Source organism: Spirosoma endbachense, from assembly GCF_010233585.1.
GTDB lineage: Bacteria > Bacteroidota > Bacteroidia > Cytophagales > Spirosomataceae > Spirosoma > Spirosoma endbachense.
On record NZ_CP045997.1, the window covers coordinates 5,709,563 to 5,734,553 of the forward strand.

At 45.4% G+C, this 24,991-nt stretch carries 27 protein-coding genes; 11 read left to right on the forward strand and 16 right to left on the reverse strand.

The annotated features are described in order from the left end of the window. Window positions 1-13: 13 nt before the first annotated feature. Window positions 14-595: a class I SAM-dependent DNA methyltransferase gene (locus GJR95_RS22985; RefSeq protein WP_162388087.1), complete on the forward strand. Its 582-nt coding sequence runs from the start codon at window positions 14-16 to the stop codon at window positions 593-595. On the opposite strand, the gene GJR95_RS22990 is transcribed toward GJR95_RS22985, so the two are convergent. The 4 genes from GJR95_RS22990 to deoC form a co-directional block, all read right to left on the reverse strand. Beyond that, window positions 592-1,746 (reverse strand): glycosyltransferase, encoded by a 1,155-nt coding sequence (locus GJR95_RS22990; protein WP_162388088.1) that lies wholly within the window; start codon window positions 1,744-1,746, stop codon window positions 592-594. The genes GJR95_RS22985 and GJR95_RS22990 overlap by 4 nt on opposite strands. A 128-nt stretch (window positions 1,747-1,874) precedes the next feature. Next, the gene (locus GJR95_RS22995) at window positions 1,875-2,450 is read right to left on the reverse strand and encodes a phosphatase PAP2 family protein (RefSeq protein WP_162388089.1); all 576 of its coding nucleotides are present in this window, start codon (window positions 2,448-2,450) and stop codon (window positions 1,875-1,877) included. Window positions 2,451-2,512: 62 nt separating this feature from the next. Continuing rightward, window positions 2,513-3,427: a sugar phosphate isomerase/epimerase family protein gene (locus tag GJR95_RS23000; RefSeq protein ID WP_162388090.1), complete on the reverse strand. Its 915-nt coding sequence runs from the start codon at window positions 3,425-3,427 to the stop codon at window positions 2,513-2,515. A 40-nt stretch (window positions 3,428-3,467) separates the two neighbouring features. Beyond that, complete coding sequence (gene deoC, locus GJR95_RS23005) at window positions 3,468-4,235, reverse strand: deoxyribose-phosphate aldolase (RefSeq protein WP_162388091.1); 768 nt, start codon at window positions 4,233-4,235, stop codon at window positions 3,468-3,470. Window positions 4,236-4,665: 430 nt separating this feature from the next. Here deoC and GJR95_RS23010 point away from each other — a divergent pair, with 430 nt between their 5' ends. Continuing rightward, window positions 4,666-5,574 carry a peptidoglycan-binding domain-containing protein gene (locus GJR95_RS23010; protein WP_162388092.1) on the forward strand — a complete coding sequence of 303 codons (909 nt, stop codon included), beginning with the start codon at window positions 4,666-4,668 and terminating at the stop codon, window positions 5,572-5,574. Window positions 5,575-5,591: 17 nt separating this feature from the next. On the opposite strand, the gene GJR95_RS23015 is transcribed toward GJR95_RS23010, so the two are convergent. The 5 genes from GJR95_RS23015 to GJR95_RS23035 form a co-directional block, all read right to left on the reverse strand. Further along, on the reverse strand, window positions 5,592-5,834 hold the full coding sequence (locus tag GJR95_RS23015) for a response regulator transcription factor (RefSeq protein WP_162388093.1): 243 nt from the start codon (window positions 5,832-5,834) through the stop codon (window positions 5,592-5,594). A gap of 234 nt (window positions 5,835-6,068) precedes the next feature. After that, on the reverse strand, window positions 6,069-7,409 hold the full coding sequence (locus GJR95_RS23020; RefSeq protein WP_162388094.1) for a histidine kinase: 1,341 nt from the start codon (window positions 7,407-7,409) through the stop codon (window positions 6,069-6,071). Between the two features lie 225 nt (window positions 7,410-7,634). Further along, window positions 7,635-7,829, reverse strand: a complete 195-nt coding sequence (locus tag GJR95_RS23025; RefSeq protein ID WP_162388095.1) for a hypothetical protein — start codon at window positions 7,827-7,829, stop codon at window positions 7,635-7,637. 328 nt (window positions 7,830-8,157) lie between these two features. Continuing rightward, window positions 8,158-8,922: an SDR family NAD(P)-dependent oxidoreductase gene (locus GJR95_RS23030; protein ID WP_162388096.1), complete on the reverse strand. Its 765-nt coding sequence runs from the start codon at window positions 8,920-8,922 to the stop codon at window positions 8,158-8,160. A gap of 70 nt (window positions 8,923-8,992) precedes the next feature. Then, window positions 8,993-9,409, reverse strand: coding sequence for a helix-turn-helix domain-containing protein (locus GJR95_RS23035; RefSeq protein WP_162388097.1), 417 nt, complete (start codon window positions 9,407-9,409; stop codon window positions 8,993-8,995). A 205-nt stretch (window positions 9,410-9,614) separates the two neighbouring features. Here GJR95_RS23035 and fumC point away from each other — a divergent pair, with 205 nt between their 5' ends. Beyond that, window positions 9,615-11,015 carry a class II fumarate hydratase gene (fumC, locus tag GJR95_RS23040; protein WP_162388098.1) on the forward strand — a complete coding sequence of 467 codons (1,401 nt, stop codon included), beginning with the start codon at window positions 9,615-9,617 and terminating at the stop codon, window positions 11,013-11,015. A gap of 76 nt (window positions 11,016-11,091) precedes the next feature. Next, a complete protein-coding gene (locus GJR95_RS23045) occupies window positions 11,092-11,751 on the forward strand; it encodes a methyltransferase domain-containing protein (protein WP_162388099.1) in 660 nt (219 codons plus the stop codon). A gap of 237 nt (window positions 11,752-11,988) precedes the next feature. On the opposite strand, the gene GJR95_RS23050 is transcribed toward GJR95_RS23045, so the two are convergent. The 3 genes from GJR95_RS23050 to GJR95_RS23060 all read right to left on the reverse strand — a co-directional run bounded on the left by GJR95_RS23050 (window position 11,989) and on the right by GJR95_RS23060 (window position 16,091). Then, the gene (locus tag GJR95_RS23050; RefSeq protein ID WP_162388100.1) at window positions 11,989-12,576 is read right to left on the reverse strand and encodes an RNA polymerase sigma factor; all 588 of its coding nucleotides are present in this window, start codon (window positions 12,574-12,576) and stop codon (window positions 11,989-11,991) included. Between the two features lie 395 nt (window positions 12,577-12,971). After that, a complete protein-coding gene (locus GJR95_RS23055; RefSeq protein WP_162388101.1) occupies window positions 12,972-13,340 on the reverse strand; it encodes a helix-turn-helix transcriptional regulator in 369 nt (122 codons plus the stop codon). Window positions 13,341-13,355: 15 nt separating this feature from the next. Then, window positions 13,356-16,091 (reverse strand): ATP-binding protein, encoded by a 2,736-nt coding sequence (locus GJR95_RS23060; RefSeq protein WP_162388102.1) that lies wholly within the window; start codon window positions 16,089-16,091, stop codon window positions 13,356-13,358. A gap of 254 nt (window positions 16,092-16,345) precedes the next feature. Between GJR95_RS23060 and GJR95_RS42565 the strand changes: the two genes are divergently transcribed. Further along, window positions 16,346-16,474: a hypothetical protein gene (locus GJR95_RS42565; protein WP_262889727.1), complete on the forward strand. Its 129-nt coding sequence runs from the start codon at window positions 16,346-16,348 to the stop codon at window positions 16,472-16,474. Window positions 16,475-16,890: 416 nt separating this feature from the next. On the opposite strand, the gene GJR95_RS23065 is transcribed toward GJR95_RS42565, so the two are convergent. The 4 genes from GJR95_RS23065 to GJR95_RS23080 form a co-directional block, all read right to left on the reverse strand. After that, window positions 16,891-17,253, reverse strand: coding sequence for a DUF4180 domain-containing protein (locus GJR95_RS23065; protein ID WP_162388103.1), 363 nt, complete (start codon window positions 17,251-17,253; stop codon window positions 16,891-16,893). Between the two features lie 100 nt (window positions 17,254-17,353). After that, window positions 17,354-17,734, reverse strand: a complete 381-nt coding sequence (locus tag GJR95_RS23070) for a YdeI/OmpD-associated family protein (RefSeq protein WP_162388104.1) — start codon at window positions 17,732-17,734, stop codon at window positions 17,354-17,356. Between the two features lie 14 nt (window positions 17,735-17,748). Further along, window positions 17,749-18,186, reverse strand: a complete 438-nt coding sequence (locus tag GJR95_RS23075; protein ID WP_232540833.1) for a VOC family protein — start codon at window positions 18,184-18,186, stop codon at window positions 17,749-17,751. Window positions 18,187-18,240: 54 nt separating this feature from the next. Continuing rightward, the gene (locus tag GJR95_RS23080) at window positions 18,241-18,951 is read right to left on the reverse strand and encodes a helix-turn-helix transcriptional regulator (RefSeq protein WP_162388105.1); all 711 of its coding nucleotides are present in this window, start codon (window positions 18,949-18,951) and stop codon (window positions 18,241-18,243) included. Between the two features lie 429 nt (window positions 18,952-19,380). Between GJR95_RS23080 and GJR95_RS23085 the strand changes: the two genes are divergently transcribed. The 6 genes from GJR95_RS23085 to GJR95_RS23110 all read left to right on the forward strand — a co-directional run bounded on the left by GJR95_RS23085 (window position 19,381) and on the right by GJR95_RS23110 (window position 24,959). Beyond that, window positions 19,381-20,043, forward strand: coding sequence for an SGNH/GDSL hydrolase family protein (locus GJR95_RS23085; protein ID WP_162388106.1), 663 nt, complete (start codon window positions 19,381-19,383; stop codon window positions 20,041-20,043). Between the two features lie 122 nt (window positions 20,044-20,165). Then, window positions 20,166-21,428: a peptidase T gene (gene pepT / locus GJR95_RS23090; RefSeq protein WP_162388107.1), complete on the forward strand. Its 1,263-nt coding sequence runs from the start codon at window positions 20,166-20,168 to the stop codon at window positions 21,426-21,428. Between the two features lie 149 nt (window positions 21,429-21,577). Then, window positions 21,578-22,231, forward strand: coding sequence for a ribonuclease H1 domain-containing protein (locus tag GJR95_RS23095; RefSeq protein WP_162388108.1), 654 nt, complete (start codon window positions 21,578-21,580; stop codon window positions 22,229-22,231). A gap of 63 nt (window positions 22,232-22,294) precedes the next feature. Beyond that, entirely contained in the window at window positions 22,295-22,948 is a 654-nt protein-coding gene (locus GJR95_RS23100; RefSeq protein WP_162391831.1) for a tRNA1(Val) (adenine(37)-N6)-methyltransferase, read from the forward strand. An 85-nt stretch (window positions 22,949-23,033) separates the two neighbouring features. Continuing rightward, complete coding sequence (locus GJR95_RS23105) at window positions 23,034-24,026, forward strand: glycosyltransferase family 2 protein (protein ID WP_162388109.1); 993 nt, start codon at window positions 23,034-23,036, stop codon at window positions 24,024-24,026. A 321-nt stretch (window positions 24,027-24,347) separates the two neighbouring features. After that, window positions 24,348-24,959, forward strand: a complete 612-nt coding sequence (locus tag GJR95_RS23110; protein WP_162388110.1) for an inorganic pyrophosphatase — start codon at window positions 24,348-24,350, stop codon at window positions 24,957-24,959. The last annotated feature ends 32 nt before the right edge of the window (window positions 24,960-24,991 follow it).

The following is a 24,991-nucleotide window of genomic DNA, read 5'->3' on the forward strand; positions in this document are numbered from 1 at the left end:
AAATTGCTGAACCATGTCAAGTCTGCCAACCACCTATTTCGACGATGTTTATCGAGCCAGCATTGATCCCTGGTCGTTTGAGACGAGTCCTTATGAAAAGGCCAAGTACGAAGCTACACTGGCTGCTTTATCGAAAAATCATTACAGAAATGCATTTGAGATTGGCTGTTCCATTGGGGTGTTGAGCCAAATGCTGGCACAACGATGTGACAAACTTCTGGCTGTAGATGCCAGTGAGCTGCCACTTGAAACTGCCCGAAAGCGGCTGGCTCCTTATTCGCAGGTGACAACCAGGCAGATGAGTATTCCAAACGAATTTCCAGATCAACAATTCGATCTTATTTTGCTATCGGAGGTTGGGTATTATCTGGCACTGGATGATTTAAAACGGACAAGGCAATTGATGATTGATCATCTGGAAATTGGAGGGCACTTGCTACTTGTTCACTGGACACCCTTCGTGCCTGATTATCCGTTGACTGGCGATCAGGTTCATGAACAATTTATGGAAGCGACTGGTGAGGGAAACTCCTTAACTCATCTGTCAGGACAACGAACGGATAAATACAGACTGGATCTTTTCAGGAGAACTTAGAAAGCGCTATACAATTTGCAAAAGTGGCGCAGATGCTGAATGGCGCTTGTAATTGGCACCAACGGCCAGTGGTTGGCCCAATCGCTCTGAGCCATTTTTTCTTCTATTCGCTCCCACAATTGCCCGAAAAAACAACTTCTCCTTAGCTCATCGTTTAGCCAGTTTGGCTCTAGCCGTAAAGCGTGTGCAATTGGCACCAGGTCATTTAAGTCTGGCGATTGCTCCCTGATCTGCCACCACACCCGAAGTTTTTGCCGGTTTTGAAACTTCGTAATGATTGCGTCGCCTGGTTCAACAATTTGCTGCTTTCCAGCCTGATTGAGATCAGCCCAATAGCGCAACTGCTCAGAAAAGCCAACGGCAACACGTCCGTCCATACGAGTTGATGTAAATACTTTTACCGCTGGGCTTTGGCGGACGCGGGCATCCATTCGCAGCAGTGCTTTGTAGAAAGCTTCATCTTCCAGAAATGGCTTTTCCGGTAAGCGACCGGCCTGCTCATACATCCGGCAGGTAACCGCAATACTGGCTCCAAAATGCTGAAAATGCCGGGGCCACGGATCGTGGGGAGAAGGATCAAGCAGCGCTTCGGTTTTGGCTACCAGTGTCCGATACATCACATCGCGCAGGTGATAGAGACGTACTTTACCCGGATCAGGGTGAGTCAGTATCCGGCCGCCAACAGCATCATTTCCGTTGGCTATTTCGAGCATGATGTAGTAAATCCAGCGGCTATCGACCACCGTATCGCCATCGGTTGACGCAATGATACCGCACGAATGACCGGAGTTTGTCAGCCGACGGTGTGCTTCATCCATAAGAAGCCGTCGCACTGTACCAATCGTTGCCCTGGCTGCGGGCAGTTCAATCTGGGCAATATGTAGCGGAAAATTCGGATAGTTCTGCTGATAATGTTTGGCAACAATATAGGATTGGTCCGAACAGTTATTGGCCAGGAGCAATACTTCATAAATGGCCGTATTCAGTGGTGCGCCCGTGCCATCCTGCTGATTACGAAGAGCATCCAGCGTTTGAATCAGGTGATGAGCTTCATTACGAACCGGAACAATTACACTTAGTTGCAACAAGGCGGAGGGGGGGGCAGGAAATAAAATCGGGTATTCCAGAAGATGATTTACTTCGGTTTGCATATGGCAATTTATACCCTGTGGCCTTATTGAATGAGCCGGGTATCAGCGAAACCGAATCGGAAAATGATTGTTGTATTATTGGATAAAGTGCATCAAAAAGTTTGGCAACGGTACCATTGCCGATGGCTTTAGACTACATTTCGATGAGTAAACCGAGTCTGTACGGTACGCAGGATAAACACACATAAGGTGGCCGCCAATACGCCAATTCCGGCTCCTGCCAGCACATCGAGCGGATAGTGAGCCGCAACATAGATACGACTATACGAAACGAAAACGGCCCATAGGAAAATCCATTTAGTCCACGGATATTGCTTTCCTACAAGTAGCCAGAGGCCCGTTGCCAGGGCAAATGTGTTGGCCGCATGCGATGAGGCAAACCCGTATAAACCACCGCATTCCAGGACAGGATGGATAAATTTTTGCAGAACCGGAACGTGGCAGGGACGTAACCGAAGCGTGAGCGGCTTCAGCAGAGCCGATGCCGTCTGGTCACTGATCGCTACGGCTGCGGCTAAGGTTAATACCATCCAGATCGCCTGTTTCCGATAGCGGAAGGTGAGCCAGCCGATGAGCAGTGCGTAAAAAGGAAACCAGGTGTTTCGCTCCGTTGCAAAGATCATGATCGGATCAAGCCAGGATGCGTAGAGGCCATTGAGCCACAAAAACAGATCGGTGTCGAGTTGGTTAATCGCGTCGCGCAAGGAAAGGTCGGTTTACGGTAGTTGATTTGCCGGGTATACGACAAACCAACTACCGATTTCTATCATAACACTAAGAATTGACTCAGGTAGTTCCGGGCGGTCAGAATAGCCGTGTGCACGTCATCGGCACTGCCTTCAAAGGCTTTATCTTCAACTTCGATGCAAACCGGACCCCGATAGCGAACATCGGTCAATGCCGCGAAAAAATCGCGCCAGCGCACATCGCCCAGACCAGGTAGCTTGGGCGAGTGGTATTCCAGTGGATTGGCCATAATGCCAACGCGGTTTAATTTGTCGGGATAGAGTTTAACGTCTTTGAGATGGATGTGATGCAGACGATCGCGGTAATCGTAAATAGGTTTTACCTCGTCCATCATTTGCCAGATTAAATGGCTGGGGTCATAATTCAGCCCCAAAGCCCGCGATGGAATGATCTCAAATAGCCGATCCCAGATGGCTGGGGTCGTGGCGAGGTTTTTTCCGCCCGGCCACTCGTCATCCGTAAACCACATCGGACAGTTTTCAATCCCAATCCGGATGTTGTTTTCTTCGGCCCCCCTGATGATCGCAGGCCAGTGTTCGGCATATAGCTTCAGGTTATCGGCTACGCTCAGCGACCAGTTGCGACCAATAAATGTATTTACTACGGGTACGCCTAGTTTGGCCGCTGCCCGAATGATTTTCTTGATATGTTCCCGATAAAACTCAGCCTGCTCGGGGTTAGGGTCGAGCGGATTCGGATAGTAGCCCAGGCCGGAGATCGATACACCATAGAGCCGCGTTAATGTGTGAACCTGCTCGACATTCAGATTGTCGACATCAATGTGTGTTACGCCCGCGTAGCGACGGGCATCGGCGTTCCCGCTGGGCCAACACATCAATTCAACGCATTTGAAGTTGTTGTCAGCCGCAAATTTCAGAACTCCATTCAAATCATAATCGGCCAGAATAGCCGATACAAAGCCGAGGTTTAGCATTTGATTAAAGGGAATAATAGTCAATGAACGATTCGAGAGCTCAGTATCCGTTGAGTTCGGTAATTGGAAGAACTGATGTGGAGGGTACAACCAGACCTGACCGCCGATAGGCTTCGTTGATGATAGCCACAGTAGAGGAGGTGCCGATTCGGGAAACGCCCATTGCATTGAGCTTCAGTAACTCATCTAACGTACGGATTCCGCCCGAAGCCTTGACCTGAACGTTTGGCCCGACATGCGTAAGCATCAATCGTAAATCATGCTCAGTAGCCCCTTGGTAGTCATATTTGCCATCAGTTCCTTTTACGAAACCAAAGCCCGATGAGGTCTTAACGAACTCAACACCGACTTCGGTACAGATCTGGCAAAGCCGAATTTTAAGGGCGTCGTCGGATAGAAAGTCGGTCTCGAAAATTACTTTCAGGATGGCTCCAAATTCCTGGCAGGTATAAAAAACAGCCCGTATTTCATCGGAAATATACGACCAGTCTTTGCTCAGGGCCTTACCAATGTTAACAACCATATCGATCTCAACGGCTCCATCCCGGCATGCCTGAACGGTTTCTGCCAGTTTAAGGCTTAAGGCGTTACTGCCATGCGGAAAACCGATTACGGTGCCAACCCGAACACTGGAACCCGCCAGTAATTTGGCAGCCATAGAAACGGCATAGGGTTTAATACAAACCGACGCCACATTGTAGGCTAATGCTACCTGGCAACCTGCGCGAAGTTCCGCATCAGTCTGGGTTGGATGTAACAGGGCATGATCGATGAGTTTGGCAATGTCATGAATCGGGAGTGGGTTCATAAGTACGCAGGAAATGGAGCGGCTAAATTAGGAAATTGTTAGGATAGTGTTCGGCAGGAAGTTCTTATGAGCAGATACGAAAGGTCACTGTCGCGAGAAAGGCGATAGCTAAAGCTGATAAAACAGGAAGAGAGAACTACCCTGAAATTAGGGCGAAAGTAGGTCTGAAAAGATGCTGAACAGGTGTTTCTGGTCGATACAGATGCGTGGTTTTACGGACGGCAAAAAGGGTGTTTACCCCGTTAATTAATACCGGAAATTGTTGGAAATTTGTTAGCTATCGTTCTGGCTTTTTACAATTTATGGTGATTAGGTCTTTCGCTTTGAGCCACGGTCCGCCGTGGTTGGTTACAAACCTATAAGGTTTGTGAAACCTTATAGGTTTAAATTGGTCGAGCACTGGATTCAATCCTACTAAACTTGTTGACATATGACTTTGCAGGAACTAGTTGCGAACGGATTGGGAGTTAATCTCCGTGATTTAGCGTTCGACCATGAACTGGTCGGTGATATACAGTCACGACTGATCAAACTGGGCTGTTTGGATCCTCCAATCGACGGCGATTTTGGTCCAGTGTCTGCTCTGGTGTTGCGAACCTACGCCAAACAGGTAGGTATTCTTCTTGAGGAAACGATAAGTGTCGATTTGGCCAAATCGTTACTCCAGCACAGTGAAGATACATTTATACCGCTGACATTGGGAACTGATTTCGCCAGCCGTATTGTGAAGTATATGCAGTTACGTAATTTCTGGGTTGCCAGGCTGCCCAAATTTCTCACAATAGTCTACGTAGAAGGTGCCGATGAGAGTGGTGAACCCAACGCTGATGTGTTTAATAAATTTAATGACCGCCGGGTTGTTTTAGCGATAGAAAATGGGAAGCCTAAAATTCTACTGAACGTATTGGCAACAACAGAGCCGGGTAAATTTTTCACTGATCACCCCGAAAACCCTGAAGGAGCGGCACGAATTGCATTTGACCAGTATAAATCGTGGCGGGTAGGCATTCATAAAGCGGATACTCCAACGGCTCACGAGGCTTTGGTGCAGGTTGCTAACGTAGCTGTTTTCCGTGATTTAAATCAGGATGGCAAGCGTACCGGCGATAAGATTGATGTTGGTAGTGCGTTTGGAATCAATCAGCATTCAGGACATAATGCGAGCCCTGATAATATCGGCAAGGCCAGTGCAGGCTGTCTTGTTGGCCGATCTACTGACGAACATAAACAATTTATGAAGCTTATAAAGACTGATCCCCGCTTTAAAGAAGCCAGCAATGGCTATCGATACATGAGTACGGTCATTGCTGGCGACGATCTGAAGAATAAGATTGGTTGAGGATAGCGTTTGACGCTTCACAAAACCACTAATCCAGTTTTCACTGCCCATAAGGCCAGTCCAACGCGGCTTTTTACCTGTAATCGCTCAAATAGTACTTCCCGATAACCATCGACGGTGCGTGGGCTGACGCACATTTTGTCCGCAATTTGGACATAGGTTAACTCGGAGCAGGCTAATTGGAGAAATTGAAGTTCGCGATGTTTAAAGTTGGGAAAAATAGGATTAGTACTTGGTAGAGAAGGTAGAGAAACATTCATTACGGTGTGTGAATACAGCTAGCTATGAGTCTAGATAACTTCTTGTAAATAAGTCAATAACAGGCTATTTTTCAAAATGAAGTGAGTAAACGGTAACACATAGAAAAATAAGTAATACTACTGTGCCATTATGTAAATTTTTAGGCACGAATAGGCTAACAATTGTGACTTACTTAGGAGTATATATAAGGAATCGTCGTATATGGTTCACCGTAATTAATATTACGTCAATGATTAATAGGCAATCTGTTGCCTTGAAGGAATTAAGGGCACGGCTACATTGAATAGTTTATCCTCTTCGGAAATGTAGATGGCGGGTTGATTTAATAATTGGAATTTTAACTGAATATTCTGAAGACCTTTTTTTGTCGACATGAGCCGGTTAACCCGTTTCCGCTGTAGATTATTACGAACAATCAGAAAACCATCGTTGTCGGTAAAAATTTGAATGACTAATGGGTTACTGGCAGAAACAATGTTGTGTTTCACCGCATTTTCAATCAATAGTTGTAAGGTCAGCGGTGGAATTAAACACGTTTTGTCGCTATCATCGATGTTAATTTCCAGGTTGATTCCCTGGTCGTATCGTGTTTTCAGGAGGTGATAGTACGAATTGATAAACTTAATCTCTGCTGCCAGTGGTATAAGTTCCTGATCGGTAGCCTGAAGTAAATAACGGTAAACATTCGACAGTTCATCAACAAACCGCTCGGCCTTAGTTGGTTCATCGGCAATCAGCGACGATAGCGAATTAAGACTGTTGAACAGAAAGTGAGGGCTTAACTGGGCCTGCAATGCCCGCATCTGCATTTCGGCTACTTCGTGCTCGAGCAACTGAACGGTTTGTTTGGCAACTGTCTGGTCGCGTAGCCGTTGCCTGCGTTCCCGGTTCAGCGCCTGCTCAAAAAGGGCTTTCTTGACTGCATCACGCCGATGGCGATACGCTAAACCCAGTGAGAAAAACACTAATTCCAGTACGATTCCTAGTTGCAGATAGGTAAGTGGGGCTAGCCAGAACCCGTCAAGGTCATTAGCTGGTCGTATCATTGTGAGAGCCATTGCCATCAACGCACCCAACACGAGCATAGCTGACCCCGTAATAAAAAAACGCCCGATAGGGTCTTTGCGCTTATAAACCGTTATGATAATGTAGCCTGATAAAATGACCATTCCGGTTCGGACCAGCGTATGGATAAGTTCATGAACTGGCAGAGTCCAATAATCAGACAAAAAACAGAAACCGGCTTCAAGTAAAATATAAGCTGCCAGTCCAGTTTGCGTCATGCGGAACAGCCGCAATAAATTGGGGCGATGTTCGCGAAGACTCAGAAAAGCGGTTGTAAAATCGTAATAAACAATATAGGCGACCATTGGCCCCGTAATTCGCACAAAATCGGCAAGATTATCAGATAAGATACCGCTCGATCGTAGTGGGAAATAACCTAGCCAGATTAACAGGTAAACCGTATAGAGCCCGTAGATTCGTTCCTGATAAAAACACCACTGCACAATGTTGTACAGTAGTATTGCCGCCATCATACCCAGAAAGAGGAAGAGCCAGGTTTCGTAAACCATAGTCTTTAATAACCGTGGGTTAAAAAGAGTGCATAAAACTATAAAAGTTGCACCATCGAACGGCAGACTACTTAATCAACGGTTAAAACCCTGTCTTATCGGTTTGAATACGGTTTAAATGCATCAGATTGAATTGCTTGCTTTGCGAAAAGTGTCGAACAAGCTTATAAAACAAAAAGGCCTCCACTACTGGGGGCCTTTTTGAAACTTATAGAATTGAATCGATTATTTGATCGAATCTTTCTTGGTTGTGTCTTTTGCCATCGTCGTGTCACTGGACATCGTTGATGTTGAATCCGACGACATGGTCGAGCTGGAATCCGTTACTGTCGTAGATGATTCGGTCGACTCGGTTTTGGTGCTTGAACAAGCTGTGGTCAGAGCCAACAGAGAGAGCAGGAGAAAAGCAGATTTTGCCATGTTTTTCAATGAATTGAGATGAATTCTATGTTTCTAGTTATTAATTCAAATAGATTAGAAAAGTAACCCATCATTTTGCAGAATTGTTGGACTTTTTGACAAGTATGCTGATTCTTTCACCTATTTTTGCTAAACAGGCAGTAATAGAACTTTCGCTCAACGGCGGGCACACCGCTGAGCGAGTCCTATGTTCTAAGACAAAGTGTAGATTTCCTTCGGCTAACTTCTCCTTCGAAACGGTCAGCATTCGACTCTAGACCATTTTAGCCTAGTTATGAAAATGGCCTATGAAAGACACAGGCCATACAATGCAGTACTCCCTCAATTCTTATAAAAACATACCGCCCGAAGCCTCAATCCGTTGGGCGTTTACCCAGCGGGCATCGGTCGAACATAGGAATGTCACAACACCGCCTATATCGTCGGGGAGACCCATACGCCCCAGGGCCGTTTGTGAAGAGATAAATGCACCCAGTTCGGGGTGGGCTTCCCGTGCTGCTTTGGTGAAGTCCGTTTCGATGATGCCCGGTGCTACCAGATTTGCCCTTATACCACGGGAACCCAGTTCTTTTGCCAGGTATTTGGTAAAGATTTCAACGGCTCCTTTCATTGAGGCATAGGCCGCATAGCCCGGTGTCGTGAAGCGGGTCAGACCGGTCGATACGTTCACAATACCACCTTTATCGGCCAGAATGGGGAGGGATTTTTGGGTTAGAAAATAAACTCCTTTGAGGTGAATGTTGAACAGGTTATCGAAGTCTTCTTCGGTTGTCTGTGCAAAAGGAGAAGCCGCATCAATACCGGCATTGTTAATCAGAAAGTCGAAAGTTGATCGGCCCCATTTTTCGTTTAGCGTAGCGGATACCTGTTCCAGAAATGAATTGAAGGTGCTAACCAGACCCGTATCCAGGCGGAGTGCAGTGGCTTTCCGGCCTTTCTGTTCGATTTCCTGAACAACGGCCTCGGCCTCATCCTGTTTGGAGCGATACGTTAAAATAATATCTATACCGTCGGTAGCTAAGCGTAAGGCGATGTTTTTACCCAGACCACGGCTACCACCGGTTACTACTGCAATTTTGTTTTCAGTTGCCATCTTGTTTGTTGTTGATTGACGGCACAAAGTTGCAGGACGCGGGTTGGCACTTTATGGTGACTCTTTCAGATTAAATGGTGATAGCTTCAGTTTTTTCCCATGCTTCCTGCAAAATGGCTTCCCGATACTGCCTGGGAGTAACACCCTGAAAGCGTTTGAAAAACTTGGTGAAGTTAGATGGGTCGAAAGTCAGTGTCATGGCAATATCGGCAATAGTGCGCCGATTGTCGCGGAGCATAGTTCTGGCAATGGCCATTATCTTATTCTCGAAGAAGTAGCAGGGCGATTTGCCAGTTGTTAGTTTAATGGTATTGCTGAGGTGAGTTGGGTGAATGTGCAACTCATCGGCAATATCCCGAATCTCGTACATGTCGGTAACGCGCCCTTCCAGGAGGTCAGCCAAATGACGATCTATAATGGCCATGAAGTCAGCGGTTATTTCATGCTGCCGGGCAGCAATTTTATGGGGCAGTTTGTAGGTGGTCATGACATTTGGAATCGGGAATGCTTACCGATTAAACTAACCATTTTTCGGTGTTTTTTGATCGACATGAAAAATGTTAGTTGGTAATTGTGTCTGGAGAGATATTGAAACCTGCCAAACAGCATGGTAAAACACGAGCCTCATCCTACCTTTGCCGACGAATTTTGAGACAGTCTCTTGTCTAACTTCTTATATCTATAGTCTATACATGGAATATCGCATCGAGAAAGACACGATGGGCCAGGTTCAGGTTCCGGCCAACGTCTATTGGGGCGCGCAAACCCAGCGTTCCATCGAGAACTTTAAAATTGCCCAGGATATCAATAAAATGCCGCGCGAGATTATCCGGGCATTTGCGTACCTCAAAAAAGCGGCTGCATTGACCAACCTCGATGCGGGAGTACTGTCGCAGGAAAAAAGCGATCTTATTGGTCAGGCATGTGATGAAATTCTGGCGGGGAAACTCGACGATCAGTTTCCGCTGGTGGTTTGGCAAACGGGCTCAGGCACTCAGTCGAACATGAATGTCAATGAGGTTGTGGCGTATCGGGGGCATGTATTGCACGGCGGCCAGCTCATTGACGAAAAGAAATTTCTGCATCCAAACGATGATGTGAACAAGTCGCAGTCGTCGAACGATACGTTTCCGACGGCGATGCACATTGCTGCCTACAAAATTCTGCTTGACGTTACGATTCCCGGCATCACAAAACTACGCGACACGCTGGCTGCCAAGTCGAAGCAGTTTATGCATATCGTCAAAATTGGGCGAACGCACTTCATGGATGCCACGCCCCTGACGGTTGGTCAGGAGTTTTCTGGCTATGTATCGCAACTTGATCACGGTTTGCGGGCTATCAATAATTCGCTGGCTCACCTGAGCGAACTGGCACTTGGCGGAACGGCCGTTGGGACGGGTATCAACACGCCCCCAAATTACTCAGAAAGCGTCGCGAAGCACATTGCCAATGTAACGGGTCTGCCGTTCATTACTGCCGAAAACAAGTTCGAGGCACTGGCGGCTCACGATGCAATTGTTGAATCGCACGGGGCACTGAAAACCGTTGCGGCTAGCCTGATGAAAATCGGCAATGACATTCGGATGCTGTCGAGCGGACCGCGTGCTGGTATTGGGGAGTTGCATATTCCCGATAACGAGCCCGGTTCATCGATTATGCCGGGTAAAGTGAACCCAACCCAGTGCGAAGCCATGACCATGGTAGCTGCGCAGGTCATGGGCAACGACGTTGCGATCAACTTTGGTGGTGCTATGGGGCATTTTGAACTGAACGTCTTCAAGCCGGTCATGATTTATAACTTTCTGCATTCTGCGCGGCTCATTGGCGATGTGTGCGTATCGTTCAATGACAAGTGTGCCGAAGGAATCGAACCGATCGAAGCCAACATCAAAAAACACGTTGATTCATCGCTGATGCTGGTGACGGCCCTGAATACAAAAATTGGCTATTACAAAGCCGCCGAAATCGCACAGACGGCTCACCGCGAAGGATCAACCCTGAAAGAAACGGCCCTGAAGCTCGGTTATTTAACCGAAGAGGAGTTTAACGAATGGGTGAAGCCTGAGGATATGGTAGGCGAGATAAAGTAAGTTTTTTGACAAATGGTTAGTACCGTAACCCCGTCAGGATCGTTCCGATTTTAACTGGGTTACGGTCATTCAATGCATGATCCGTTTCTTTACGCTATTATTTTGCTTTTTATTCACGACCGCCCTAGCTCAGGAAAAGGACTGTGTAAATGATTTTTATGCGAGGAAGAAAATAATTGAATTAATGCTAAAGAGCTACCGAAGGGTATATGACTTCCATAAAGAAGAGAATATCGCCAGTATTGGCTCAGGTAGCGGTAATCGGGAAGTAATCTATTCAATGATGGCTGATAGTCTTACGTTCTATGTGCAGGACATCAATCCAATTTGCCTTGAGCCAGACATATTATCGGCAACAATCCGGCGATTATATGCCGTCATGAACCGTAGTTGCACCGCGAAATTTATCTCCATTCGAGGAAAAGCGAAGGAGACGCGACTTCCTGATAAAGTCTTTGACAAAGTTATTGTTGAAAACAGTCTACACGAATTTGAATCTCCTGTCGATATGCTGAAAAGTATTCGAGGTAACTTAAAGAGAGACGGCTATTTGTTTATTTCTGAGTTGATTGCCAAACGGCCTGGTAAAAAACATATAGACTGTCGAAAACCATTATTTACGGAGCAATCTTTAGTCAAGTTATTGGATGAGAGTGGCTTTCGGCTAAAGGCAACAGAAACAGTTCATCCATTCGATGATTACGATAAAGTATACAAGTTTGAAATAAAAGAATAATATTAATCAGATAGTGCTTTCCCGGATAAGGTAAGTTTGTCACAGGATGATTTGGTTCAAAAGACTGGATAGTTGGAAATAGAGGTATTGTATTCACAGGCAGATTCCTGACAACCAAAAAACAAAAAATATCCCCAGCGTATGACTACAGCTGGGGATTCATTGTCCGGTGGGTAATAATACTAGATCAGGCAAGCGTATTAGGCACTCTTACTGATAATTGATATTCCTCCGTTTTTAGAAATCTACGGGTTTCTGAAATTGCTTTTCCTGATCTGAAATTGCAGTTATGCACAGAGCACGGAGTTTATCCCGGCTTCGTTTCAAGCGCATTTTGATGGAACTCTCCGAGAGATTATAGTACTCGCTGATCGTTTTGACCGATACCCCCTGCTCGTACTTGAGCCGTAACATGGCCACCTCATCCTCGGGCAGGCTAGTGAGAAACAGACTCAATGCCCGCCATTGGCTAACCACAGTTTCTAAAGGTGAGGAGTCTTGCTCGGCGACATCCTTCATAACCGCATCCGACAAAGGCTCGGTGCGTTTACTGGCGCGAATGTGGTCGATGCAGTAATTATGGGAAATGGCATAGAGCCAGGTAGAAAAGGCAGACCGATTTTGAAACGTCTTGAGCTTGATAAAGACTTTAATGAAGATATCCTGGGTAAAATCTTTGGCCATTTCGGTGTCGTTGGTCATCGTCAGGCACTTATGATAGACTCGATTGACATAGTGATGGTAGATGTTGTCAAAGCTGTCGATAGCCTCTGAGTTTTGAAAGGAAGTTACGGTTTGTTCGTCTGATGTATGATACTTTGTCATGGTGAGTAGGGTAAAGCAAAAAGAATGAAGTAAATGAAACAAATGCCTATACGTTATGGAGGAGCCTGGTTAATTTATTCCAAACTAATCCCTCATAACACACATAGATGGTTCTGAAAACGCCAGTGATACTAGACCCATTGGCGACCAATATCTGATACTTGCTGGTATTAAGTAAACTATAGGCGGGTAATTTCCGTAGGCGTTATTCTGACATTGCATTAGTAAAACGCGCTGGTTTATAAGTAAAACGCGAGTGACAAAGGTCTATAGGGCTAGGTATAAATACTGGTATTTTTATATCAAATACTGGTACTCACGTACCAATAGAATAAAATTTATGCTAAAAATTGGACTATAAGTATATTGATAATTATAATATGTATAATATTCGCCTAGTTTTTATTAGAAAAAGCGGACGGGGTCATTTGATAAACTTTGCGGAAAGTACGGGTAAAATAGGAAGGGTCTTCGAAGCCGACAAGATAGGCAGTCTCAGAAACAGTATGTCCCTGGCGCAATAATTGGGCAGCCCGTTTCAGGCGATAATTACGAATAAATTCTCCCGTTGAAGTGCCAGCCAGTGCTTTTAACTTCCGGTGTAAATTCATCCGGCTCAGGCCGCTTTCTGAAACAAGTTCATCGGCTCCAAAGCCCGCGTTGTCGAGATGTTTCTCAACTAATTCAGCAAGCTTCTCCAATAATGGATCAGTAGGAGCAGGGGGTTTAGGAAGAGGATCCGGATTGGTAGCGCTGGCAAGCACCCAGTCACGTAATTGTCAGCGTTGTTCTAGTACGTTTCGGACGCGTAACCGAAGCTCCTGAACATGAAACGGCTTTCCAATATAATCATCGGCTCCCAGCGACAAACCTTCAATCCGGCTTTCAACTGACGCTTTGGCGGTTAACAGAATAAGGGGAATGTGGCTGGTTCGCAGATCTTCTTTTACGTTTTTACAAAGCGTATACCCATCCATAATCGGCATCAGCACATCGCTGATCACCAAATCTGGAATAAGCTTAGTGGCTTGTTCCAAACCCTCAGCCCCGTTAGAAGCACGATGAATTTGATAATGGGAGGGAAGACTATCGGCAATAAAATTGCTCAGTTCCAGATTATCTTCTACAATCAATACAATCGGAGCATCGTCAGACCGTTGTTCTTCGTCGGATTCATTAGCTTCTGATTCGACAGCCGTTGGTAGAGAATGGGCTATCTCAGAAGTAGTTGTAGGACGATAAGGCAAATCGACCCTAAAGGTCGTGCCACTATTTACTTTACTGAAAACCTGAATGGTTCCTGATTGTACTTCAACTAACTCTTTAACAAGTGCCAGCCCAATACCAGTACCTTCCTGTTGGCGAGTGCTGGAATTGTCAACCTGATAGAATCGGTCGAAGATTCGTGGAAGCTGGTCTGCTGGAATGCCAACACCAGTATCAGATACGGTTATTTGAACCCATGAGTTATGGGTAGTTTTAGGATTTCTCTTTTCAGTTGAATCCAGGTGCTGAACAGGCATTAAATCGACGGTTACCTTACCGCCTACTGGTGTGAATTTTAACGCATTTGCCACCAGATTAGATACAATGCGTTCCAGTTTGTCGGAGTCAAACCAATAGGCCGGATGTAAATTTTGAGCCTGTAAATCTAGCTGAATGTCCTTTGTATTGGATTGGTATTCAAACGTTTGTATTAATTGAGTTATAAAAGCTACCAGATCACCCTGACTTTCGTTTACCTGCAATGCATGAGCTTCTGCTTTAGAAAGTTCCATTAACTGGTTAATCAGGCCTAATAGCTGAGTTGCATTTTGATAAATTAAATCAAGCTGATGCCGATCGTCAATATGGCGCAGCCGCTGTTTTAATTTTTCAGCTGGTGCCAGAATTAAGGTTAATGGTGTTCGGAACTCATGGGTGATATTGGTAAAGAAACGGGCTTTTATGGCGTCGATTGCCTTGAACTGAATAGCCTCCTGCCGAGTAATATAAGAACGAACCAGCCCATAAATCACGCCTGCCAGAGCACCAATATAAAGCAGAATGGCCCACCAGGTTGCCCACCAGGGCGGGCGAATAACTAGGGTCAATTCACGAATGTGTTTACTCCATATGCCCGACGTATTGGATGCATTAAGCCTGAGTACATAATTTCCCCATCGTAAATCAGTATACTCCGCTACAGGACGACTGGTTTCAATCCATTTCTCATTCAGTCCAATTAGCTGATAGCGGTAGCGAATTTTGGGCTGATTATTATATTGTAAGGCAGCAAAATGAACCGCTAAGAAGTTCTGATTATAGGGTAGATCCAGGTGATCGATCGCCTGTACGGGTAATGAATCGGGTAGTTGCTCGGGAGTAAGTGGCTGATTGTTAACTTGAATATCCGTGAGTTGTATGGGTGGCTGATAGTCATCATCGCGTAATTTGTTTGGATAAAAAGACGTAAGCCCACCTATACCGCCCAGAATAATTCGATCGTCGGGGAGGTGTAGGTAATGAAACCGATTAAATTCATCTTCCAGAATGCCATCTTCGTGTGTATAAGTGCGTGTCTTGAACGTACGTCGATCCATTCGGCATAAGCCCTGATTGGTTGCAATCCAGAGAAAGCCCCGTTGATCAGTAATAGCGGTATAAATTACATTGTTGGGCAAACCGTCCTGTGTAGTAAATCGGCGGCAGGTACCCGTTCGTTTATCAAACCGACATAGGCCATTGCCAAAAGTTCCGATCCATAAAATTGCCTTGTCGAATGGATCGGCAAACAAACAAAAGAGTTGGTTACTACTTATTGATCTCAGATCGGTTGGCAGGTGTTTATATTGTTTGATTTGCCCGCTTGTGCGATCGATGCTGTAAAGTCCATGCGTATTGGTTGCTACCCAAATTGCCTTTTCATCAACCACAATTTGCAGCATCTCTCCTTCAATGCCATTTGTTAGCGTGCTGGATTTGGGTTGATTGATACGCGTACTTCCAGATCGAATCGGGTGTCGAAATGGGTGCCATTGGCCTCCTTCATACCATAGTGCTAACGAATCAGTCAGTATCCATATGCGTCCTGTAGGGTCAGTGGCTATAGACGTGACCGGGACAGTCCAGTCATGCCGCAAGGCCGGTGGAACTGGAAACGGAAACGGAACGGTTGTGAGCTTCTTCGTCTGGAAATCAATCTGATAAAACTGGCTATTATCTATGTTGAACCACATTTTTCCTGTCTTATCGAATGTGTACCGAAACTTATAGGGGACCACATCTTTAGGTAAGGGCGGTAATTGATCAGCTGGCAACTCCAAATTCTGAACCAAAAGATCCTGATAAAAGCCATTTTGATAGGGCATTGCCCTGAACAGGTTGGTTTTAAGGTTGTATTTAAGGACACCTTCTTTATTTGTTCCACCCCATAGCACATCAGAGCGATCGATTAGCAACCCTCGGAAAGCATTCTGATTGTCTAACCTCGTAATTAAATCAATTCCCTTTTTGTCGTTGAAACGATAGAGCAAATGATAAATATTAAAGTATTCATTGCCCTGACTATCAGAAACAATGCGAGTATGGTGCCAAACTGAAGAAACATTAGTGTGAGCAGGTAACGCAATCGACCTAACCTGGCTCGTTTGAGGATTGACTATCATCACCGAGCGGCTTGACAATACGAACAAGTCATTAGTAGCGCGTAGAAATATACCTATATAGTACTCCCCCAAATTAGGACCACTAGCTAAGTTGAAAAACAAGCTGTAAATAGTGGTTCAAAATGAAAGCAAAACGCAAGCAGCACTCGCCTGCCTTTAAAGCCAAAGTGGCTCTGGAAGCGGTTGAGAAGTTGAAAGAAAGCCGTAGTTTTAGCCGTGCTGGGAACAGGGGTCATGAATTTGTCGTCTAGTTAACCACAAAGGTAAGACTACTGGCTCCCAGCCAGTTTTATAAGAAAGCCCTGTATAAGCAAGTGAGTCGCCGTTTAAAATATTGTACACCATGACTGTAAGGTTTTTTGCATTTCACAAAGCCGGAGTGGTACGCAGTTGGGAGGGTTTAACATGAACGCCTATTTAGTCATGAAGCCATAATGAAAAAGATTTTGTAAATGGCCGATTTACGAAGTCTTTTTTCATTATGGCTAACTCCGTCGACTCCTCAGAACAAGCTCTGTTGCTGGCGAAGTTAGCCAAAAACTGGCCGACTGCATTCCCCTCCCAATGGCATCGCAACTCGTAAATATACGTATGTTTTTAGACGAAATCAATATCGTTTTGATCGATACAAATGGTACAATAACACCAGCCTGGCTTCAATATTGGATTAGTTCGCCGAAAGTCTGTTTAACGCTTCTGCTGTTGAATTTACAAAGTTAATTTGCCGGGCTCTATTACTTTCAATAATAAAGTCTTTGATACTTTTACCCGGATATTTAGCGAAATCACCAACTATAGCCAATCGGACCCGATAAGTCGAAAACTTTTGAAGTATTTCGCCGGCTATTCCTGATTTTAAATCAAAAAAATCTGGGGTAATATTTTTCTCATGAATGATTATTCTGTCAAAATCCTGGTAATATAAATTGCCTAATAAGTCTAAGCCATCTTCAGTAGTTTTAATCACAATAACATCTGAAACTACTTCAGCAATTTTTATGTCATTTATTGTATGTGTTTCAATTTGCATGCCGTTAATTACTTCAATTGGTTGTTAGTTTGCTTCGTATGGAACACAATGATTAAGGGCTTTGCCTATTCAGCAAAGCCCAGGATAGACAGATAAATTTTTAGTCTGCGAGAATTGGCTCCCACCGTCCATTATTCTTGGCAATATCGATCATCTTTTGTCCGGATTCTGTCATTAATCCTTCCTGTATCATTCTGTCTACTCGTTCTCTGTTCGATTTACTCCAGTTACTTCTAGGTTTACGGGGTGAAAAGCGTTGATATCGACTTTCTGTATCCCGTTTATTCGTCAATGAATCGATCCAGCCAAAACATAAGGCTTCCTCCACAGCTTCGCTGTAGTTAACGCTTTTTGTTTTACTGTCCTTATTATACAGAATTAAACAAATTTCGGTTTTCGATTGGCCATTCTTTTCCAGCCACTGTCGCCATTGTTCTCTTGTTTCTACGTAGACCGTTTCAATACCTTTATTCGTTTCCATTATAAACCGATTGTTTACTTTTTGTTGGTGGAAGATAAAATATCAAGGTAATGGCGATTGTACATTATGCCTAAAATATTGCCAAACGGGTCAACGACTGACGCCGTAATAAAGCCTATACCGCGCTCCGTGATTGGCTCATGCGCTGTAGTTCCCAAGGCTAAAAGCCGATCCAGTGCTTTTTGAATATCATCGACATGCCAGTACAAGATGGCACCGCCGGGGCCATCCCCGGACGGTTTAGGCATGTATTTTTTATCGATAATGCCCACCTCATGCTGGTAGTCGCCAACGCGGAACTCGACATAAGCTGGATTTTCCTCGTCGGGACGCTGGAAATAGGGGTCAATGCCAAAAAGTTCAGTATACCACTTACGGGCTTCTTTCATGTCATCTACCCAGTAACTGACGTTGGCCATTCCGCGAAACATTGCTTTTGGTTCCGTTTCCATCTTTTTAAGCATTTTGTTTCAACAAAGTTAAATCGGCGGTGTGACAGCCCTATGTCAGGGGTTATTTTGATTTTTTGACAGTTCGAAATATTCCTGTAACGTTATTTTGTGAGGTTCAAATTTCTCATGCTGAACATCTAGCCGTTGGATACGGTCAAGTCTGAAAATCCTGAAATTATTTCGTAAACGGCACCAGGCAACCAGCAGCCAATTTTCTTGTGTACTCAATAAGGCAAAAGGCTCAATAATTCTTGAACTAGTTTCATTTGTATCTAGCTTTTGATAATCGATTGTTGTTAAGTTGAAATTCGTTAAAGCTAACTGCAAACTTGCCAAATAATTACTTGTTTTGTCATTTGTATTGTTCTGGCTTACAATAATTCGACTGGAAAGCAATTCAGTATTTTCCTTTGTCTTGTAACGTAATACAGATTTTATTTTTTCGATCGCTGCTGTATATTCATTTACGAACGACGCGTCTTTGTTTTTTGAGACGAATTTTTCCGCTGTAATTAACGCATTTGCTTCACTTTCAGTAAAACTTACTGGTGGAAGCCGGTAACCTTCCATTAAGTAATAACCTTTTCCTTCTTCAGTTAAGATAGGAATACCCGATTGTTCTAAGGCCCTGATATCACGGTAAATTGTGCGAATGCTAACATTAAATTTGCTCGCCAGTGCTGTTGCAGTAATAAGTCGTTTAGTTTGCAATTGTGTAAGAATTGCCGTCAGTCGCGAAAGCCGTTTTGTATCGTTGTCGTTCATTAAATTTAGGATAGCCGCGATTATTCGATGAGTCTTTTGCTTCTGGTATAAATAATCCTTACACCTGCTTTAGCAAACATAGGTAACACTGGCTTTATACCAAAATTGACTTATTTTAATGCGTATACAGCCCTCCTAATGCTAACTTTATATTTTATCGTGACCGTGGTTTGGTAATTGAAAATTCAGATTTATGCACCATAGCTTTCAATTTTTGTTTGTATTATATTTTTGGCGAATAGTGTACTAATGTTCAAGTGCCTGATTGTTAATTAATAAATAGTAATCGGAGTTGTGATTACTTGTTGGTGGTTGTAGAAATGAATGTATTCAGATTTGCGGGGTATAACGTTCGATTGACCGGACAGTTTTTCCTAAACATTAACAATTCAGTTGGGTATGTTTTGGAATCGTGTTTCTTTGCAGATTATGAAAACTTTATTTCGACTTTCGTTCCTGCTGTTCGTTGGCTTGATGGCTATGACTGCAGCCAAACCAACCCGTGTCGTTTTTTTTGGGGATTCCATCACCCAGGCGGGTATCAAAACCGGTGGTTACATTGACCGTCTGAAGACGCTTCTACCGACCGATCAGTTTGAACTGATTGGCGCTGGTATTGGAGGGAATAAAATCTACGATCTATTCCTTCGGATGGACGACGATGTGCTTGCCCAGAAGCCCGATGTCGTTGTCGTTTGGGTAGGTGTAAATGACGTTTGGCATAAAGCATCCTCCGGAACAGGAACTGACCCCGACAAATTTGTGAAGTTCTACGAAGCCGTTGTGAAAAAGCTACAGGCTGCCAACGCGCGTGTCGTCTTGTGTACACCGGCTGCTATCGGCGAAAAAACGGATATGACAAACCAGCAAGATGGCGATCTGAACCAGTATAGTCAGTTTATTCGTGATATGGCTAAACGGCATAACCTGCCACTCGTTGATTTACGGAAAGCCTTTCTGGACTATAACCTGAAGAACAATCCCGAAAATAAAGAGAAAGGAATTTTGACGACTGATCGCGTTCACCTGAACGATGCAGGTAACCAGTTTGTCGCTGAACAGATGCAGAAAGTGCTGGCTACCGTAAAATAACTACCCGCCTGAATTCGTACTTTACCACGAATTCAGGCGGGAGTGCCAGAAAATTTGGATAACAATCTTAAGGGCATTTAGTTGATTCGTTGTTCGAATAACATTCTGTCCACGACCACTATATGCATACTATTCCCCTCGCCGGTTATCGGCACAGTGCTGTTGACCGCTTTTTGCGGTACGTTCAAATTGATACACAGTCAGACCCTCAATCAGCAACCAATCCGAGTACCGAAAAACAAAAAGATCTCAGCCGAATACTCATACAGGAGTTGACCGAGATGGGTCTGACTGACGTCGAACTCGACGAGTGGGGCTATGTTTACGCTACCATACCGGCAACTACTGAAAAGACCAATGTCCCAACGATTTGCTTTTGCTCGCATGTAGATACGTCGCCTGACGTAACAGGCGCTGGTGTAAAACCAATCATTCATTACAACTGGAATGGTGCCGATATCATACTACCGGACGATGCCACACAGGTAATTCGGGTAGCGGATCATCCCGACCTCAGGCACCAGCTAGGCAATGATATCATTACGGCAAGTGGTACAACCTTACTGGGTGCTGACAACAAAGCCGGAGTTGCCGAAATTATGGATGCTGCTCAGTATCTACTGACCCACCCAGAAGTGAAACATGGTCGTATCCGACTCCTCTTTACGCCCGATGAAGAAGTAGGCCGCGGTACGGAGAAAGTGGATATTCAGAAGCTGGGTGCCGATTTTGGGTATACCATTGATGGCGAAGCACTCGGAACACTTGAAGACGAAACCTTCTCGGCTGATGCCGTCAGGATAACCATTCAGGGTGTCAGCACGCACCCCGGTTTTGCCAAAGGGAAGCTTGAAAATGCGCTAAAAATAGCTGCTGATCTGCTGGCTACGCTCCCTAAAAATGCACTTTCTCCCGAAACGACCGAGGGGAAAGAGGGTTTTGTTCACCCAACCCGTTTTGAAGGAAATCAGGATCAGGCGGTGCTGGAATTTATTATCCGGGATTTCACGGAAGTTGGTTTGCAGGAGAAAGAAACCTATCTGCAAAACAAACTCAATGATGTTTTGGCGAATTATCCTGGCTCATCGGCAAAACTGGTCGTGAAGGAGCAATATCGCAACATGAAAGAAGTGCTGGATCAGCATGCCGCCGTGGTCGACAATGCACTGGAGGCTATCCGACGGGCAGGACTATCGGCCGAACGGCGTAGTATTCGTGGGGGGACCGATGGATCACGTTTGTCGTTCATGGGCTTGCCCTGTCCCAATATATTCGCTGGCGAACACGCCTTTCATTCGCGTCTGGAGTGGGTATCGGTTCAGGATATGCACAAAGCCGTTGAGGTCATCGTCAATCTGGCTCAGGTGTGGGAGGAGCGAAGTTAGCGGACCCGTTGCAGACCAGTCTGAGTGAATTTTATGCCTATAACTGCTTTAGATCGGCGAGAAAAAGCCCGTTCCGGCAATAAATCAGGCTAATCTCAAACAAGGCTGTTAATAGATAGTCATTACTTTTGCGGAAAAGAGAGTGATCTATGGCTCAGAAAAAGCCGAAATTTTATGTTGTCTGGCGCGGTCGTGAGACCGGCGTATTCGACAACTGGGCCGACTGTCAGAAGCAAACGGCGGGCTTTGATGGGGCGCTGTTTAAAGCGTTTGATACCAAACCGGCAGCCATAAAAGCCTATAAAGACAAACCACACGTGCACATCGGGCAGGGTAAAAACGGATCGGCGAAGCAGACCGGAGCATCCAGCCTGAAAGTGCCCGGTTTGGTCGGTTCGCCAATTCAGGATAGTCTGGTTGTCGATGCCGCCTGGAATACCGCTACCGGCGATATGGAGTATCAGGGAATATATCTGGCTACGAAGCAGAAGCTCTTTCTCAAGGGACCTTATTTAGATGGGACGAACAACATTGGTGAATTTCTGGCGATTGTTCACGCGTTAGCCCTGCTCCATCAGAAGGGTAGTAACATTCCGGTTTATTCCGATTCCCGAACAGCCATTGGCTGGGTCAAAAAAAAGAAAGCCAATACCAAACTCGAAGAAACATCCCGCAATACGGAACTCTTCGACTTGCTCGACCGGGCCGAAACCTGGCTTCAAACACACATTTATGCAAATCCGGTATTAAAGTGGGAAACTACCGTGTGGGGTGAAAATCCGGCAGATTTTGGTCGAAAATAAAACGTGTGCTATATACCTGTGTTTTCGTTCAAGCAATTTACCATTCATCAGGAGCGCACGGCCATGAAGGTCTGCACCGATGCGTGTGTGCTTGGTGCCTATGCCGATGTAGCCGGAGCAAGAATACTCGATATTGGTACTGGTACCGGTTTATTGGCACTGATGGCTGCACAGCGCAATCCGAATGCGCTCATCGATGCGGTAGAAATGGATGCGGCTGCATTTAGTCAGGCTGCTGAGAATGTAACAGCAAGCCCTTTTGCCAAACGGGTTGTAGCCATACACGAACGCATACAGGACTTTACGGCCAGCGGACGCAAATACGACCGAATACTGACCAACCCACCTTTTTATACGAACCACCTTCGCTCTCCCGATTCTGCCATCAATCGGGCTCTTCATACCGACGAACTACCTTTTTCAGAACTGATTGAGGCCGTTGTTCGGTTACTGGAGCCGGAAGGGCAATGGTGGGTACTGCTGCCGCCCTACGAAACCGGGAAATTAGCTGAACTGGCCAGCGAAGCAGGACTAGGTCCATTCAGACAGCTGGCCTTGAGACACCACGCGAACAAGCCTGTATTTCGAATAGTGACAGGCTTTTCGTTCCGAGCCGACAATCGTTTCGACGAAGTATTGGACATCTATGAGCCAGATGGGCGAACCTATTCAACTGCATTCCGGAACCTGCTCCGTGATTTTTACCTGATATTCTAAATACCTTTGTGAACTTCGTATCGACATTGAGCACTTTGTGGCTAAAGTTTCGTTCATGAAGTAAAGAACAAAAGGTTCGAATTAAATGACTGAATTGCTTCAACTAACCGTTTTAATTCCGCTTTTCAACGAAGACGAGTCGCTGCCCGAACTGCACGACTGGATCGTGCGGGTTGTAACGGAACAGCACTATACATACGAAATCCTGTTTGTCGACGATGGCAGCACCGATGACTCATGGGCGGTTATCGAACGGCTGGCAGGCGTTAACCCGAATGTTCGCGGGGTTCGTTTTAATCGTAACTATGGCAAAACGGCCGCCCTGCAAACCGGATTCCAGGCGGCTCGGGGCCAGATTGTGATCACGATGGATGCCGATTTGCAGGATAGCCCCGACGAAATTCCGGAACTGTATCGCATGATCGTTGAGGATAAATACGATCTGGTATCGGGCTGGAAACAAAAACGCTATGACCCGATTACCAAGACTTTCCCGACAAAACTGTTCAATGCGGTTTCGCGCTGGATTTCGGGGGTTCAACTCCACGATTTCAATTGTGGCCTGAAAGCCTACAAACAGAAGGTTGTTAAAACGATAGCTCCCACTCTATATGGCGATATGCACCGGAACCTGCCCATTGTGGCTAACTGGAACGGCTACGGCCGGATTGGGGAGAAGGTTGTCCAGCACCGTGCCCGTAAGTACGGGACAACCAAATTTGGCCTTGAACGCTTCGTCAATGGTTTTCTGGATGTGCTGGTTATTGCCTTCGTACACCGGTTTAGCAAGCGGCCGATGCACTTTTTCGGCACATTCGGAACGCTATCGTTTTTTGTCGGGACAGTTCTGGCCGTGTGGCTTATCGCCGAGAAGCTGATCAATATCTCCCAGGGCGTGAAATTTAGAAATGCCACCGATAATCCGTTGTTCTACTTCGGACTGGTCGCCATTATTCTTGGCGTTCAGCTATTCCTGGCGGGCTTCCTGGGTGAAATGCTGGTCCGGCAATCGCTGAATAAATCCGGTGAACACCAGGTCGCTGAGCGTGTTGGTTTCGCGGATCGAATAACTGTATAGGATTATTTCCAGCTTAAGTTAGATAAGATTTTTTGGTAGAAATAGGATTTTTTCGGGCGGAGTTTTCGGTTTTGACCGAATAAACCCGTACGATATAAAACTTATCCTGTATCCGTTTAAAAGGAAAACGATTCAGTATAGTTTTCTCTTCGTATTTTTGTAGCACTAAAGGCATTCCGCCCCCTTTTTGTCAGGCCAAATGGCATTAACTGACGAAAAGTGGGCGGAATGTTTGTTTCAGCGAAACAACAAACATTGATTATTCCAGTTTTTTCTTTAAATCGTATGCAAGCATTTTTTGAGCCGACACAACTTGACCCTATGGCAAAAACTCCTTCTAAAGCCCACCCCTGGCACGGTATTTCACCAGGCGAAAAGGCTCCGGATATTATTACCGCGTTCATCGAAATTGTACCGACCGATACGGTTAAGTATGAAATTGATAAAGAGTCGGGTTATCTGAAAATTGACCGCCCGCAGCAGTATTCCAACATTATTCCGGCTTTATACGGATTCGTTCCTCAGACCTACTGTGGCGATGGAATTGCCCAGCTAGCGTCTGATCGCTCGGGCCGTACTGTCGAACTGGGTGATGGTGACCCGCTGGATATCTGCGTACTGACCGAACGCGAAATCACCCACGGTGATATTCTGTTGCAGGCGATCCCGATCGGTGGTTTCCGGTTGATCGACAAAGGTGAAGCCGACGATAAAATTATTGCCGTTTTGAAAGGGGATTCCATGTATGGTCAATACAATGACCTGAGCGAATTGCCCGTAGCTGTTGTGAAGCGTTTACAGCACTACTTCTTAACCTACAAGAATTTACCCGACGAGCCAGCTGTCATGGAACTGGCAAATGTGTACGGTCGCGATGAAGCCCGTGACGTAATCCGGACCGCCATGGAGGATTATGCGAACATGCCTGCCTGATGCAGTAACGTGATTTTATAAACAACTGGGTA

Bases quoted from the DNA above. Each gene is read 5' to 3' on its own strand.
- GJR95_RS23015 (WP_162388093.1), bottom strand. From the start codon at position 5,834: ATGAATGTTTCTCTACCTTCTCTACCAAGTACTAATCCTATTTTTCCC.
- GJR95_RS23000 (WP_162388090.1), bottom strand. From the start codon at position 3,427: ATGCTAAACCTCGGCTTTGTATCGGCTATTCTGGCCGATTATGATTTG.
- pepT (WP_162388107.1), top strand. From the start codon at position 20,166: ATGCATACTATTCCCCTCGCCGGTTATCGGCACAGTGCTGTTGACCGC.
- GJR95_RS23045 (WP_162388099.1), top strand. From the start codon at position 11,092: ATGATCCGTTTCTTTACGCTATTATTTTGCTTTTTATTCACGACCGCC.
- GJR95_RS23105 (WP_162388109.1), top strand. From the start codon at position 23,034: ATGACTGAATTGCTTCAACTAACCGTTTTAATTCCGCTTTTCAACGAA.
- GJR95_RS23075 (WP_232540833.1), bottom strand. From the start codon at position 18,186: ATGGAAACGGAACCAAAAGCAATGTTTCGCGGAATGGCCAACGTCAGT.
- GJR95_RS23070 (WP_162388104.1), bottom strand. From the start codon at position 17,734: ATGGAAACGAATAAAGGTATTGAAACGGTCTACGTAGAAACAAGAGAA.
- GJR95_RS42565 (WP_262889727.1), top strand. From the start codon at position 16,346: ATGAAAGCAAAACGCAAGCAGCACTCGCCTGCCTTTAAAGCCAAAGTG.
- GJR95_RS23050 (WP_162388100.1), bottom strand. From the start codon at position 12,576: ATGACAAAGTATCATACATCAGACGAACAAACCGTAACTTCCTTTCAA.
- GJR95_RS23025 (WP_162388095.1), bottom strand. From the start codon at position 7,829: ATGGCAAAATCTGCTTTTCTCCTGCTCTCTCTGTTGGCTCTGACCACA.
- GJR95_RS22990 (WP_162388088.1), bottom strand. From the start codon at position 1,746: ATGCAAACCGAAGTAAATCATCTTCTGGAATACCCGATTTTATTTCCT.
- GJR95_RS23030 (WP_162388096.1), bottom strand. From the start codon at position 8,922: ATGGCAACTGAAAACAAAATTGCAGTAGTAACCGGTGGTAGCCGTGGT.
- deoC (WP_162388091.1), bottom strand. From the start codon at position 4,235: ATGAACCCACTCCCGATTCATGACATTGCCAAACTCATCGATCATGCC.
- GJR95_RS23095 (WP_162388108.1), top strand. From the start codon at position 21,578: ATGGCTCAGAAAAAGCCGAAATTTTATGTTGTCTGGCGCGGTCGTGAG.
- GJR95_RS23110 (WP_162388110.1), top strand. From the start codon at position 24,348: ATGGCAAAAACTCCTTCTAAAGCCCACCCCTGGCACGGTATTTCACCA.
- GJR95_RS23035 (WP_162388097.1), bottom strand. From the start codon at position 9,409: ATGACCACCTACAAACTGCCCCATAAAATTGCTGCCCGGCAGCATGAA.
- GJR95_RS23080 (WP_162388105.1), bottom strand. From the start codon at position 18,951: ATGAACGACAACGATACAAAACGGCTTTCGCGACTGACGGCAATTCTT.
- GJR95_RS23020 (WP_162388094.1), bottom strand. From the start codon at position 7,409: ATGGTTTACGAAACCTGGCTCTTCCTCTTTCTGGGTATGATGGCGGCA.
- GJR95_RS23100 (WP_162391831.1), top strand. From the start codon at position 22,295: ATGAAGGTCTGCACCGATGCGTGTGTGCTTGGTGCCTATGCCGATGTA.
- GJR95_RS23085 (WP_162388106.1), top strand. From the start codon at position 19,381: ATGAAAACTTTATTTCGACTTTCGTTCCTGCTGTTCGTTGGCTTGATG.
- GJR95_RS22985 (WP_162388087.1), top strand. From the start codon at position 14: ATGTCAAGTCTGCCAACCACCTATTTCGACGATGTTTATCGAGCCAGC.
- GJR95_RS23010 (WP_162388092.1), top strand. From the start codon at position 4,666: ATGACTTTGCAGGAACTAGTTGCGAACGGATTGGGAGTTAATCTCCGT.
- fumC (WP_162388098.1), top strand. From the start codon at position 9,615: ATGGAATATCGCATCGAGAAAGACACGATGGGCCAGGTTCAGGTTCCG.
- GJR95_RS23065 (WP_162388103.1), bottom strand. From the start codon at position 17,253: ATGCAAATTGAAACACATACAATAAATGACATAAAAATTGCTGAAGTA.